General features: G+C 57.2%; 12 protein-coding genes. 8 read left to right on the top strand and 4 right to left on the bottom strand.

Annotation, left to right across the window (positions count from 1 at the left end; all coding sequences use genetic code 11):
• Positions 1-6: 6 nt before the first annotated feature.
• Positions 7-1,503 carry an HAL/PAL/TAL family ammonia-lyase gene (locus RRU01S_RS20840; protein ID WP_045232191.1) on the top strand — a complete coding sequence of 499 codons (1,497 nt, stop codon included), beginning with the start codon at positions 7-9 and terminating at the stop codon, positions 1,501-1,503.
• A gap of 12 nt (positions 1,504-1,515) precedes the next feature.
• On the opposite strand, the gene RRU01S_RS20835 is transcribed toward RRU01S_RS20840, so the two are convergent.
• Both RRU01S_RS20835 and RRU01S_RS20830 read right to left on the bottom strand, forming a co-directional pair.
• Complete coding sequence (locus tag RRU01S_RS20835; protein WP_045232136.1) at positions 1,516-2,259, bottom strand: phosphate/phosphite/phosphonate ABC transporter substrate-binding protein; 744 nt, start codon at positions 2,257-2,259, stop codon at positions 1,516-1,518.
• Between the two features lie 20 nt (positions 2,260-2,279).
• Positions 2,280-3,320 carry a fatty acid desaturase gene (locus RRU01S_RS20830; protein ID WP_081880151.1) on the bottom strand — a complete coding sequence of 347 codons (1,041 nt, stop codon included), beginning with the start codon at positions 3,318-3,320 and terminating at the stop codon, positions 2,280-2,282.
• A gap of 134 nt (positions 3,321-3,454) precedes the next feature.
• On the opposite strand from RRU01S_RS20830, the gene RRU01S_RS20825 reads away from it, so the two are divergent.
• On the top strand, positions 3,455-4,291 hold the full coding sequence (locus tag RRU01S_RS20825; RefSeq protein WP_045232135.1) for a helix-turn-helix domain-containing protein: 837 nt from the start codon (positions 3,455-3,457) through the stop codon (positions 4,289-4,291).
• 143 nt (positions 4,292-4,434) lie between these two features.
• Positions 4,435-4,797 (top strand): site-specific integrase, encoded by a 363-nt coding sequence (locus tag RRU01S_RS20820; RefSeq protein WP_052816180.1) that lies wholly within the window; start codon positions 4,435-4,437, stop codon positions 4,795-4,797.
• 459 nt (positions 4,798-5,256) lie between these two features.
• Here the strand turns inward: RRU01S_RS20820 and RRU01S_RS20815 are convergent, their stop codons facing one another.
• Positions 5,257-5,556, bottom strand: coding sequence for a DUF982 domain-containing protein (locus RRU01S_RS20815; protein ID WP_045232134.1), 300 nt, complete (start codon positions 5,554-5,556; stop codon positions 5,257-5,259).
• 76 nt (positions 5,557-5,632) lie between these two features.
• A complete protein-coding gene (locus RRU01S_RS20810; protein ID WP_045232133.1) occupies positions 5,633-6,106 on the bottom strand; it encodes an Hsp20 family protein in 474 nt (157 codons plus the stop codon).
• 486 nt (positions 6,107-6,592) lie between these two features.
• Here RRU01S_RS20810 and RRU01S_RS20805 point away from each other — a divergent pair, with 486 nt between their 5' ends.
• The 5 genes from RRU01S_RS20805 to RRU01S_RS20785 all read left to right on the top strand — a co-directional run bounded on the left by RRU01S_RS20805 (position 6,593) and on the right by RRU01S_RS20785 (position 12,857).
• Positions 6,593-7,825: an acyl-CoA dehydrogenase family protein gene (locus RRU01S_RS20805; RefSeq protein ID WP_165572256.1), complete on the top strand. Its 1,233-nt coding sequence runs from the start codon at positions 6,593-6,595 to the stop codon at positions 7,823-7,825.
• Positions 7,822-9,129: an NtaA/DmoA family FMN-dependent monooxygenase gene (locus RRU01S_RS20800; protein WP_045232131.1), complete on the top strand. Its 1,308-nt coding sequence runs from the start codon at positions 7,822-7,824 to the stop codon at positions 9,127-9,129. The genes RRU01S_RS20805 and RRU01S_RS20800 overlap by 4 nt, the downstream gene beginning before the upstream one ends.
• Before the next feature lie 206 nt (positions 9,130-9,335).
• The gene (locus RRU01S_RS20795) at positions 9,336-10,655 is read left to right on the top strand and encodes an LLM class flavin-dependent oxidoreductase (RefSeq protein WP_045232130.1); all 1,320 of its coding nucleotides are present in this window, start codon (positions 9,336-9,338) and stop codon (positions 10,653-10,655) included.
• 259 nt (positions 10,656-10,914) lie between these two features.
• Positions 10,915-11,754 carry an ABC transporter ATP-binding protein gene (locus RRU01S_RS20790; protein WP_045232129.1) on the top strand — a complete coding sequence of 280 codons (840 nt, stop codon included), beginning with the start codon at positions 10,915-10,917 and terminating at the stop codon, positions 11,752-11,754.
• An 86-nt stretch (positions 11,755-11,840) separates the two neighbouring features.
• Positions 11,841-12,857 (top strand): ABC transporter substrate-binding protein, encoded by a 1,017-nt coding sequence (locus RRU01S_RS20785; RefSeq protein WP_412674302.1) that lies wholly within the window; start codon positions 11,841-11,843, stop codon positions 12,855-12,857.
• The last annotated feature ends 10 nt before the right edge of the window (positions 12,858-12,867 follow it).

Below are 12,867 nucleotides of genomic sequence, written 5' to 3'. Positions count from 1 at the left end.
ACTCGCATGACCGTGTTGCTCGATGACAGGCTGATTTGGCAGGATGTGGCCGCTGTCAGCAGGGGAGAGGCGTTAGCCCTGTCTGACGCCGCCATTCAGCGCATCCAGACGGCCCAGCAGATCGTCGACAGCATTGTCGAGCGCGGCATCCGCGCCTATGGCGTCAATACCGGCGTTGGTGCCCTCTCGGACACGGTTGTCGACCGGGCAGCGCTTGGCAAGCTTTCGCACAACATCATTCTGAGCCACGCCTGCGGCGTTGGTCCCCTTCTCCCGCCTCGTGACGTGCGCGCAATCATTGCAGCCCAGATCGCCAATTTCGCCCATGGATATTCCGGCGTCTGCCGACAGGTCATCAAGCATCTGACGACCCTTCTCGAACTGGACTGCATTCCAGAAGTGCCCTCCCGCGGATCGGCAGGATATCTGACCCATAACGCGCACACAGCACTCGTCCTCATTGGCGAAGGCTCCGCCAGAATAGGAGGACGCATCTTCAGTGGGCGGGACGCATTGGCCGAGATCGGACTGGAGCCCCTGGTGCTTGGCCCTAAGGAAGGGTTGTGCCTTGTCAATGGCACGGCCTGCGCCACCGGACTTTTCAGCGTTGCTCTCGACCGCGCCGCCCGCCTTCTCGACTGGGCCGATGCGATTGCCGCCTTGACGCTGGAGGCTGCCCGTTGCCAGATGCCCGCGTTCAGCGAGGCCGTCCTTTCGCTGCGCGTTTCCGACGGCATTGCCACGGTCGGGGCGGCCCTGCGCGCCCGCCTGGCGGGAAGTGGCCTGATCGAGGCTGCGAAAGGCCGCCGCACACAGGATGCGTTGAGCCTGCGCGCCATTCCCCATGCCCATGGCGCTGCACGCGATCTCTTCGAACACTGCGCCACCGTAGTCGACCAAGAACTCGCATCGGTCACCGATAATCCAGCAGTCGCTGGGACACCCGAGGAGCCACTCGTCTGGTCGGAAGCCCATGCGGTGGCCCCGGCGCTTGGCCTTGCCGCCGACGCGCTTGCCATTGCCATTGCCCAGATCTCGGCCATGAGCGAGAGACGGATCGACAGGTTGGTCAACCCGCTGGTGAGCGGGCTGCCACCTTTCCTCGCTTCCGATCCGGGAAGCCACTCGGGGTTCATGATCGCACAGTATACGGCTGCCACTCTTGCAAACGATAACCGACGGCTTGCGGCCCCTGCCTCGACCGATGGTGGCCTGACCTCCGCCCTGCAGGAGGATTTCCTGGCGCATCCGACCGCTGCTGTTAACAAGCTTCTCGCCGTTCTCGACAATGCCGAATACATTCTGGCGATCGAATGGATGGCCGCCACGCAGGCCCATGATTTCTTAGATAGCGTGGCGTGCAGGGCACCCGGCACGGACGTGCTCCATAGCCTTTTACGGTCGCGGCTCAGCCATTACGTTGATGACCGCCCAATCTCATCAGACATGGAAAAGACGAAGTTGCTCATATCTCAGACCGTCCCTCCACATGCGTCCGAGTAACTCGGGCGGGTGTTACATCATGAAGTCGAGGTGGACAGACTTGGCGCGGATGAAAGGCAGGCCCTTGCGTTTTCCGGTCCAGCCAACGACATGCAGATCCCTTGCCGCAGCTTCGTGTCGTTTTGCTAGCATCCATGACCGACAATCGATTGCGGCAAAATCCGCTTCACCCCTTGCCACAGCCATGACCGACGCGCGATGCGCACCGGTTTCGATGAATGCGGAAAATAGGTCAAGACTTTCGCCGATGGATTCCAAGTCACGCTTTAAGGCTAGATAACCCGACATCGAGCGATGCTCGTTGAAGGCAAGTTTCCGGCCTTGAAACAACCTAAGCGGCAAGACAGGTCCGCCGGTGCCAGACGCCTCGACGCTCGTGCCATTCTCCCTGCGGGCAATAACGGCGCTCGAGTAGAGGATGCCGGAACCGCCTGCGATATTGTCATAGGAGCTTTGACCAATGACCTGGACATGATCCTGCAAGCCGAGCTCCATCGGCCCCCAGCAGGTGGCGGAGATGAGGAGAGCCGGATGGCGCCACAGGACATCGAGATCGAGAGCATCAGGATCGAGTGTCGCCGGGTCTGGCGCGATGAGCGATCCGCCCTCACCTCGAATGCCGCCTGGAACTGGCGGCATGTCCACGTTGCGTCGAACGAGGTGCTGTGGCGCATCAATGCCTTTTGCCATGAAGCAGGAACGCATTTCCTCCCAAGTGCGATCCACATCGGAACGCACTTCTGGCCAGTCATACATCGGCAGAGCTGCAATCCAACTCACGCGGAAAGATCCGATGTTACGACTTTGCCGGGTAGAAGAAAGTCAGAAAGATCAATCTGCTCCTGGGGCGAAACGATTGTCATAGGGGAAGCTTCATCACGTCTCAGGACTGGATGCACAACGGGCTCCTTCGCCTTGATCGCGAATGCGCGAAAAACCTCGAAATAGTTAGCAAACACGTAGCCCTCATTCATCCTTTGCCAGTCAGCGCGTCCGCTACGATAGAGTGATGGAAGATCATACCATGCCACGGTGGGCAATTTGTGATGCACGAAGTGCAGGTTGTTGTAGAGAAAGAGCGGCGCAAGAAGCGAGTTTTCGACAATGATCGTCCGCCCGTCCGGCTGCTCCGCCCATTGATGCTCGCAATAGGAGCGGATGGCGATAATCGCAATGCCGAGATAGGTGGAAACCCCCATATAAAGCCAGACGGGAATTCCGAATAGTTGGGAGACCACAAGCAAGGTCGGAATGACGCCGGCAAAGTGGAGGAGCCACGCAACTGTGACCTTAAGGTCGCCCTTTAGGATCTTGCGCCATTCGGAGGCGGTAAATCCGACCACCATGAGGGGCGGACCGATCAGCACACGTCCGATTAGGGTATTGTTCCAGGTAAGCAGGCGCTTCAGGAGCGCCGGCAAAGTCTTCCAGTCACTCGTGGCACGATAATAGCTTTCTGGATCGTCGAAAGGATCTGTAAGACGCTCGTCTGCATGATGCTGAAGATGCGTCCGCTTGTAGCTGCGATAGGGGTAGAAGACGCCGAGCGGTGCAAAGACCAGTGCCTCGTTTACCTTTGCGTTTCGTGTGGGATGGCCGTGCAGGACCTCATGCTGAAGCGAGGAGTGCAAGGCGACTGCCACCCCCATCAGCACGAGTGCGACGATGGGATAAGCCGGATAAAGACCGTATCCTGCCGCCGCCCAAAGTCCATAGCACGCAATAAGCAGACCGACCGTCGGCCACTCTATTCTCCGCATCCTCGTTCGACGGTGGTGCGATCGTAGTTTTTGACTGTCGGAAAAAGTTCGGCTCATCATCATCCCATACATTGTTCCCGGATCAGAATCGCACCACCACGGTAGTTGAACAATGAGACGATGGTGACCAGTCGTTGCTTTTGGTAACAAATAATGTGATATGTTCACTTTAATAAACAGTTGGGTGGATTATGGACAAACGCACTCTGGCGGAACTGTTCCGTGTTCGCTTGATGGAATTGGTGATGCGTTCGGGTGCTAGACATTCCGCATTTGCAGCCGGGATCGGCATTGATCGCTCGGCGCTTTCGCAACTTTTGTCGGGTGATTCGGCGCGTTTGCCGCGCGTGGAAACCCTCCTCAACATTGCGGAGCGCCATGCGGTCTCGCTCGATTGGCTTCTCGGCATCTCGCACGATCCCGGCCTGACAGGCGAATTGCGACCGAGTTTCGAAATCGAGGAAGGCGGCGAGGATTATACCGATACGCTGCTAATGAAATGGCATGCCGAGGCGACGGGGTCGAAAATTCGCTATGTACCAGCACGCATCCCAGACCTGTTGCGGACCCCGCAGATCATCGCCTTCGAAGCTGAGAGCGCGCATCAGAATGTCGGGCCGCAGGCCAGTGAGACAGCCTTTCGGCTCGATTACAATCGCCAGCCGGGCACTGACATGGAAGTTTGCATGCCCTGCGAAACGCTGGAAGCCTTGGCGCAGGGACAGGGCATGTGGAGCGGGCTGACGAAGGAGGTGAGAGCCGCACAGCTGCGTTATATGTCCGATCTCATCAATGAACTCTATCCATCCTTCCGCCTGTTTCTATTCTACGAAAAGGAGCGATTTTCCGTGCCTTACACGATCTTCGGATTGCAACGCGCCGCGATCTTCGTGGGCGGCATGTATCTCGTCCTTAACAACGCCGAGTCCATCCGCAAGATGCAGCGCCACTTCGATGAATTGATCCGGTTTACCCGCGTGCATGCGCATCAGAGCGCTGACTATGTGAGATCGCTAAAGGTTCTTTAGGAGTAAAACGTTAAAAAGTACCTGCTCACTGGTGGATGCTGCTGCTCTTCACCAATACGAACCGCTCACGCGCTGTAAGAACTCGTTGTGTTTCTGATAAATCCCATACGCAATCTCCGGCGTTCCATTCGGCGTAGCAAGTTATGGACCACCGTGACCTTGCTAGCACGGTCAATATTCGCGGTGAGGCCGGCTGGCGCGAAGTGGAGATTCGCCGGGGGTCATCAAACGCGACTTGCCCAATCTTTTCAGTCAAAATTTGGCTCAAGCTTGCTAATATCGCGCATAGTGCGCTGTTTCACCGGGTCATTGGGCAGGGGAAGGCTGTCGGCACCGATCGGTTGAACGACAAGCTGGTCGCCCGACTGGTCAAAACGGCGGCAATAGAGGCCAGTGTTCAAAGCGATCTTGCCGAGCATGCCCGCGGTACCTTGTTCGCGGGCCATTTAGTTCGAGCCGGTCTCGCCTCCTCGGCTGAGGTTGACGAGCGCTATGTGCAAAAGTAACTCGTACATGTGTCGTCCGAGATAACGAAACGCTGTCAGCTCTGGCGGGATTGGCTCCGGGTTAACGTCACCAAGGCTGCCGTGCTGTAGCACCTTGCCCGCTGGATGGCCGCTCTTGAACCCCAACTCAGCCGTAAAAGAAGCGCGAGGGCCACCTCAAAATCGGTCATGATGTTCAGCATGGCAGTGGCAAGGCGTGTGACGTCCACTACGGAACCAGAGCTTTCTGCGTCATCGACTTTTCAAAAAATTAGGCCTGTTTCCGGCCAACCTTCGACTCGATCTCCGTCCATCCAAGGTCGCCACAGAATTTGCGTAGCTCTGGCACGCAACATAAGTATACACATCCTCTCCTCTTGCGGTCGCAAGCTGTTCGCTGCATTGACCTGAACCAGGACCGTTGGTTTTCATCGCGTTGTTGGCAGTGTTCTGGAGTATATTGTCCATCATCCCGTCACCTCACAGCACGTGCGGATCTTTGTCTCGGCACCAACGCCACGCAGCGATTGAGTTCGTTTCCGGCGCTATAAGATCGTGTTTCTCAGCAAAAGCAGCAAAAAAGCCGCGCGCTGTCTCGGCTTCGATTTCACCGCGTAGCGCGGCATTACATGCCTTAAGCGCGACCGAGTGCGCGCTATCCCTCTGCGATGGTGGCCATTCGACAAGATGTCGGTAAGCGTCCATCACGCTTCGAACCTCAGCCGGAAATCCGAGGCCCACCATAATCGACACGGGCTGTCTGAACATGTCGGGTTTCATTCTTTTCTCCTTCCCCACGCGGAATGTTGTCGGGTGCCGTTGCAACGGCACCCTCTTGTTGAGCCGACAATGAAGTTTAAGCCGCCTTTTGCGCTTCGATCTGCGCGGGAGCGGCCGATGTCAGCGTGGGTGCGCTTTCGATGGAAATCTTGCGCGGTTTCAAGGCCTCGGGGATCTCACGAACAAGATCGATGGACAGAAGACCGTTGGCCAGCTCCGCTCCGTTCACCCTGACATGGTCGGCAAGTTCGAAGCGGTGCTCGAAAGGACGGCCGGCAATGCCGCGATGCAGGTAGTCGTCATTTGCTGCCTCCTGCTTCTTGCCCGTGACGGTTAATAGGTTGGACTGAAAGGTGATGTCGAGGTCTTCCTGCGCAAAGCCTGCCACAGCCACAGAGATCCGGTAGCTGTCATCACCGGTCTTGACGATGTCATAGGGCGGCCAATCGCTGATCGAGCGGGCGCGCTGGGCATTTTCCAGAAGGTTGAAGACCCGATCGAAACCAACGCTCGAGCGGAAAAGAGGTGCGTAGTCGTAAGATGTTGCCATAGCCATATCCTCCTTGAAGCAACATGGGGTACGGAAGCGCCGAAACACGGTGCCTCCAGCAAGGCCAGCCCTTTACTAGCGACTGGCGGCAATCGATTTGGTTTTTCACAATTTCGGGTTCAAGAGCTTGGGCAGAAAAAATTCTAGGTTTATTGCAGCCGTCGTAAATAGCGCGTAGCGACGGCGGATCACCGACGATCCCGGCGTGTTCGCCGGATCCGATATCAATTGATACGTGGGACGACTGGACTGAACTCGTGGGAGTATATCGGGGCCTAAAGAGATCGCGCTTCACCTCCATGATTTCGAGCAAAGTGCACAAGCAGCCGCCTGAGCCACGACATCTCCTTGCAAGCTCCGCAAGTTTTTCTTTCTGGCGGACCAAGGATTTTTAACTCGCAGCCGGAATCCCGGCTGCTACCATCATGGACATTGCCCGGTTGCTCCCACGCACAGGATTTAATGAATGATCGACACCCTGCACGCATGGGCCCCCCACCCAGCAAACGCTATGAAACAATTGCAAACCGGTTTCGCCCGATTTTCACCCAGATTGCAACGCATACGGTAGCGCGCGATCTCGACAGGCAACTTCGCTTCGACGCGTATGAAGCATTAAAGGCAACTAGCTTTTCCAAGTTGCGCCTGCCGGAACAGCATGGTGGTCTCGCTCTCACCCTGCGCGAACTGTTCGGCCTCATCATCGAATTGGCTGAAGCCGATCCCAATCTTACCAATGCCTATCGCAGCCATTTCGGCTTTACTAAAGACCTGCTCAACGCCCCCTCAAGCGCATGGCTTGACAGTTGGCTTGGCCGGCTCGGAGAGGGAGAGACCATCGGCAGCGGCTTTTCGGAACTGGTTGATACGCGGCTTGGGACCTACTCGACACAGTTGATCCGTGACGGAAGCAGCTGGCGTCTGAATGGCGAAAAATACTACACCACCGGCTCCCTTTATGCCGACTGGATAACGCTTGGCGCGGTGGATGGAGATGGCGAACCCATCGGCGCACTCGTTCCAACCCGTGCACCCGGCGTTGACATTGTCAACGATTGGGATGGCTTCGGGCAGGCGTTGACGGCAAGTGGCACGGCGCGCTTTACCGATGTGGGGATCGCGGACGAGTTGATCAAACCCAGCGCGCTACGTTTCAGCTATTCCGGCGTATTTTTCCAACTGGTTCATCTGGCATCGCTTGCCGGTATAGGCCGCGCGGCGGCCTCAGATCTGGCACGTCAGGTGGCGGATCGGAAGCGGGTCTATCAGCGTAGCAATGCCGGTCTCTTTTCGGATGACCCGCAAATCCTCCAGGTCGTCGGCCAAGTGCGGCGTGCAGCCTATACCGCAGGTGCAATCGTGCTGAAGGCAGCGGAGGCGCTTCAAGCCGCCTATGACGCCAATCTTTCTGGCGACGAAGAGCAGATTGCTTCTACCAACCGCAACGCGGAAATCGAAGTCAGCCAATCGGTAACAGTTGTCAGTAATCTGATACTCGAAGCCTCCACCACTCTTTTCGACGCCCTTGGAGCCTCTGCCGCCAAACGCAGCCATGGGCTGGACCGTCACTGGCGCAACGCACGCACCATCACCTCCCATAACCCACGCATCTACCACGACCGTATCGTCGGCGATTTCGCCGTCAACGGTGCCTCGCCGCCAGCCAATGGTGGCGTGGGAGTAGCGGTGCAAACAGACAAAGAAAAAACAGAAGCATGAGCAAATCACAACGCCGGCTGAACCTGAACGTTGGTATCAACACGACAGGCTATCTCCCAAATGCCTGGAAATACCGCACCGGCACCCGGCACGACATCAATGATATCGACTATTATCGCCGACTGACGGAAATCGCCCATAAGGGCCGGTTCGATGCCGTGTTTCTGTCGGATCATCCAGCACTTCTGACCGATCCGCTCAGCCGGCCGTTTCACACCATCGACCCGCTGATCCTATCCACATCCCTTGCGGCCCAAGTGCCCGACATCGGCTTCGTGGCGACGATTTCGTCCACCTATAACTCCCCTTACAATCTGGCGAGACGGACGCAATCCATCGATATCGTTTCGGGTGGTCGCCTGATCATCAATGTCGTGTCTTCCTTCAATCCAAATGTCGCAGCCAATTTTGGCAACGCACCGCTGCCACCGCGTAGCGAGCGTTACGCGAAGGCCACAGAGTTTCTGAATGTGGCCAAAAAACTGTGGTCCAGTTGGGATGAGCGCCGTGATCAAGCCGTGCCCAAGGACTGTTTCTGGGACGCGACGAGCGCGCAAGCCATCGAGCATGAAGGAGCCTTCTTCTCCGTCAAAGGCCCCCTCAACGTGCCACGCGGGCCGCAGGGCCACCCTGTAATCGCCCAGGCAGGCGCTTCGGAAGGCGGCATCGATCTGGCAGCACGTCACGGCGAGATCATCTATTGCAACATTCTCGCCCGGCCCCCCGGGCAGGTCTTTGGCAAGAAAGTGCGGGACCGCGCCGTCGCCTTCGGCCGCGATCCATCCGGCATCCGCATCGTTCCGGGCCTTGTCGTAATCCTGGGCAAGACCCGCGAAGAGGCCTTAAGAAAACACGAACTCTTCAGCGGCATGGGTTCTGAAGACGGACTAATCGCCCTCTTCATCAAAGAAAACGGCCTTGATCCTGACCGCTTCGACCCGGATGCCGTATTAAATGCCGAAGAATTCATACCGGACCAGAACCGTCAATGGGCGGTCGGGATGGGGCTCGGCCTCTCCGATCTTCTGACCCATGAGCGGCTGACGGCCCGCCAAGTCGTACGACGCTCCGAGGGACATCACCGCCTGCTGCTGGGCACCGCCGAAGAGGTGGCAGATGGCATCATCGATCTGTGGCAGGACGGAACCGTGGACGGCTACACCCTCCAGCCCCCACGTGCGCCAGATGACATCATCGAATTTGTGGAGCAGGTGGTGCCGATTTTGCAGGATCGCGGCGTGTATCCCCGTGATTACAGTCCCGGTACAGTAAGAGATCGCTCTGGTTTGCCCTACCCTGAATGAAGGTCACACGACCGATGCTGCCGAGTGCCAAGGTTTAGAGAGCGAGACTGCATGCCAAGATGCATGGCTGATGTTATGACCCGCCAGTCATATCAGATTGCGATTCAAGGCTTACCAGTTGCAAGGTAGCCCTACCGTTTCGATATGAAAGGTCACGCCCTCGTTGCGCTCTATCGGGGGTCATTTTCCTCCAGCGAGAGATCCCCATGCCCAATTTCCTTCACCTCACCGCCTTCATGCGCCCCGTCAGCCTTCATACTGGCGCGTGGCGCTATCCAGGTGCTTATGCGGATGCCAACTTTAATTTTAGCCATGTGAGGTCATTTGCTCAGAAACTGGAACAGGCAAAGTTCGACGCCTTCTTCATGGCAGATCACTTGGCCGTCCTCAACATGCCGGTCGAAGCGCTGAGACGCAGTCACACGGTAACGTCTTTCGAGCCGTTCACACTTCTGTCGGCTCTTGCCGTCGTAACTGACAAGATCGGTCTTGCCGCAACCGCCTCAACCACGTTTGACGAGCCGTATCATGTCGCGCGCCGCTTTGCCTCCCTGGATCATATCAGCGGCGGCCGGGCTGCCTGGAACATCGTCACGACGTCAAACCCTGATGCCGCCCGCAACTTCGGGCTCGACGGGCACCTCGAGCATGGTGAACGATACAAGCGGGCGCGCGAATTTTTTGATGTGGTGACAGGGCTGTGGGACAGCTTCGCAGATGATGCGTTCATTCGCGATCAGGAAACCGGAATCTTCTTCGATCCGGAAAAGATGCATGTGCTGGACCACAAGGGCGAGGAGTTCAGTGTGCGCGGGCCGCTGAACATCGCCCGTCCCGTCCAGGGATGGCCAGTGATCGTGCAGGCGGGGCAATCAGAACCCGGCAAGCAACTGGCCGCTGAAACCGCCGAAGTCGTCTTTGCCGCCCCGCGCGATTTGGCCACGGCCAAAACGCTCTATGCCGATATCAAGAGCCGCATGGCAGGATTGGGTCGAGATCCCGCACATCTGAAGATCCTGCCCGCAGCGATGATCGTGGTCGGGGACACGGTAGAGGATGCCCAGGCCAAGCGCGCCAAGCTTGATAGCCTCGTGCACTACGATAGCTCCATGGCTTCGCTTTCCATCGCGCTGGGTCACGATGCCTCTGGCTTTGATCCAGATGCACCTCTACCGGACATTCCGGAAACGAATGCCAGCAAGAGCGGACGGGCGCAGGTGCTGCGAGTGGCCGAGCAGGAAAGGCTCACAGTGCGCCAACTTGCGCAGCGCTATGGCGGCTATGCCGGTCTTGCCTTTGTCGGCACGCCCAGGACGATCGCGGATGAGATGGAAATCTGGTTAAACGAAGAGGCTTCGGATGGCTTTACCTGCGTCTTCCCATTTCTCCCGCAGGGGCTGGATGAGGTCACGGAAAAGCTGGTTCCGGAATTGCAACGACGCGGTCTGTTCCGAAAGGATTATGATGGAACGACTTTGCGTGAGCATCTTGGCCTTCCCCGCCCCGCAAACCAGTTCTTTCTCTGACGATATGGTGGTGTCCATCCTTGAGAAGAGGGTCACGCACAGGAGAGGCCCTAGGACGGCGAACGACTAGCGCCGTCATGCGGGAGACATTGTTCACATGCAAGAATGAAAATAGAATATAATTTCTATAGATTTATTTTCTCACTGTTAGTCTTTCAGCATTCGCATCCTGAGCGTTCATGCCGACCACGGCAGCAGGATCGTTGCGGCAAGGTCGGCGTGTGCTGGCCCTCCATTTCCATTCGAAAGGGTTAGGTCGATGAGCAATACAGCGCATCTCACTATCGAGAACGCAACACGGCAATTTTCCGTTGATTCGAAAACGATCACTGCGTTGCAGGAGGTCAGCCTTTCGGTGGCTGAGGGAGAGTTCGTCACAATCGTCGGTGCCAGCGGCTGCGGCAAGTCTACCCTTTTGCGGTTGGGTGCCGGGCTAGATACCGGTCACCAGGGTGAAATCCGTCACCGGGGAGATGTCGTCAAAGGACCAAGTCTCGACCGTGGTATTGTTTTTCAGGAGCCTCGACTTTTTCCGTGGCTGACAGTTGAACGCAACATTGCTCTCGGGCTGGAAAATGCTGACGTCAGCAAGGCCGAGAAGAAGCGTCTGGTAGACGATCATCTGGAACTCGTAGGCCTGACGGGCTTTGCGAAGGCCTATCCGCATCAGCTTTCCGGCGGCATGGCGCAGCGTGCCGGCATTGCCCGCGGGCTCGTCAACCGGCCAGACGTTCTCTTCCTGGATGAACCTTTCGGTGCTCTTGACGCAATCACGAAGGCGCATCTTCAGACTGAGTTGCAATCAATCTGGTCACAGGAAAAAATCACCATGATCCTGGTGACGCACGATGTGGATGAGGCGGTCTTTCTCGGCGACCGCGTGGTCGTCATGTCCCCACGCCCGGGTCGCATTCGCGAAATCGTACCGGTGAACTTACCACGCCCACGTGACCGGACCTCCGCTGCCTTTTCGGAAGTCCGCGCCCATGTCCTGCAAAGCCTGAACGGAATAACTCCTCTTCGCGAACTCATACCGGTAGCCAGCGAACAGCGCTCCGCCCATGCCAAACCCAACCTAGCCATCGCTAGCGTCGGCTAATTTTTATGAACCATTGGAGCATTGCCATGAAACTCTCGTCCGTTTTGCTTGCGGCGGCAGGGGCCGTATTCGGCATCACCTTGTCGATGCAGCCGACATTCGCCGCGGAGCCGCTTGTCATCCACGTTGGGTATGCAGCTATCGGCGTCGACAACCGCCCCTTTGCAGAAGGTACCTCTGCCGCTACCGCGCGCGCCGGTGAATTCTTGAAAAAGGAATTCGCCAATGACGGAAATATTAAAATCGAATGGACCTTCTTCAAGGGCGCCGGACCTGCAGTCAACGAGGGCTTTGCCAATGACCAGCTGGATTTCGCCTATCAGGGTGATCTGCCCGCGCTCATCGGTCGTGCCACAGGGTTGAAGACGAAATTCTTGCTCGCAAGTGGCGCTCGTAAGCCGCTCTATCTGGCCGTCGCAAAGGAGTCTGGTATTAAAAAGATCGAGGATCTGAAGGGCCGCAAGATTGCCTTGCAGCGCGGCACCAATGGTCACTTGGCGACAATCAAGATCTTGGAAGCGCATGGCCTGAAGGAACGCGATGTGCAAGTGGTGAACCTGGACAGCGCAGCAACGGTCGCAGCACTCACAAGCAAGGATATCGATGCCGCCTTCGGCGATACACAGCTGATCAATCTTGCCGCCAAGGGATCAGCCGATGTGATCTACACCACAAAGGGCGACGATCCCCGTTTCGGGCGCAATGCCGGCATCATTGCTCGGGAAGCTTTCATTGATGCGCATCCAGAAGTAACCCAGCGCGTGGTGGACGCCTTCGTCAAGGCCGCACAATGGTCTTCGGATGAAGCAAACCGCGCCGCGCAGTTCGAACTCTGGGGCAAGTCTGGCACGCCAATCCCGATCCTGGAAGAATATTTCAGCGAGGACACCCTCGCCTATCGCAACTCGCCGCTGATCGATGACCTGCTCGTGTCGCAGTACAAGGAGCAGGCGGTGAAAAGCAAGGAATTCGGCCTTATTCGTCGTGATGTAGACCTGAACGGCTGGTTCGAGCCGAAGTACCTAGACAGTGCCCTGGAGCGGCTGAAACTAAAGAGTTTCTGGCAGCCGTATGGTTCCAACGGCAAGCCGACTGCCTCGTAATACGTTATTG

The organism is Agrobacterium rubi TR3 = NBRC 13261 (assembly GCF_000739935.1).
Taxonomy (GTDB): Bacteria; Pseudomonadota; Alphaproteobacteria; order Rhizobiales; family Rhizobiaceae; genus Agrobacterium; species Agrobacterium rubi.
The sequence above is the reverse complement of the archived record's forward strand: the minus strand, read 5'-3'. Positions and strand labels throughout refer to the sequence as shown.

Bases quoted from the DNA above. Each gene is read 5' to 3' on its own strand.
- RRU01S_RS20840 (WP_045232191.1), top strand. From the start codon at position 7: ATGACCGTGTTGCTCGATGACAGGCTGATTTGGCAGGATGTGGCCGCT.
- RRU01S_RS20835 (WP_045232136.1), bottom strand. From the start codon at position 2,259: ATGTATGACTGGCCAGAAGTGCGTTCCGATGTGGATCGCACTTGGGAG.
- RRU01S_RS20830 (WP_081880151.1), bottom strand. From the start codon at position 3,320: ATGAGCCGAACTTTTTCCGACAGTCAAAAACTACGATCGCACCACCGT.
- RRU01S_RS20825 (WP_045232135.1), top strand. From the start codon at position 3,455: ATGGACAAACGCACTCTGGCGGAACTGTTCCGTGTTCGCTTGATGGAA.
- RRU01S_RS20820 (WP_052816180.1), top strand. From the start codon at position 4,435: ATGGACCACCGTGACCTTGCTAGCACGGTCAATATTCGCGGTGAGGCC.
- RRU01S_RS20815 (WP_045232134.1), bottom strand. From the start codon at position 5,556: ATGAAACCCGACATGTTCAGACAGCCCGTGTCGATTATGGTGGGCCTC.
- RRU01S_RS20810 (WP_045232133.1), bottom strand. From the start codon at position 6,106: ATGGCAACATCTTACGACTACGCACCTCTTTTCCGCTCGAGCGTTGGT.
- RRU01S_RS20805 (WP_165572256.1), top strand. From the start codon at position 6,593: ATGGGCCCCCCACCCAGCAAACGCTATGAAACAATTGCAAACCGGTTT.
- RRU01S_RS20800 (WP_045232131.1), top strand. From the start codon at position 7,822: ATGAGCAAATCACAACGCCGGCTGAACCTGAACGTTGGTATCAACACG.
- RRU01S_RS20795 (WP_045232130.1), top strand. From the start codon at position 9,336: ATGCCCAATTTCCTTCACCTCACCGCCTTCATGCGCCCCGTCAGCCTT.
- RRU01S_RS20790 (WP_045232129.1), top strand. From the start codon at position 10,915: ATGAGCAATACAGCGCATCTCACTATCGAGAACGCAACACGGCAATTT.
- RRU01S_RS20785 (WP_412674302.1), top strand. From the start codon at position 11,841: ATGCAGCCGACATTCGCCGCGGAGCCGCTTGTCATCCACGTTGGGTAT.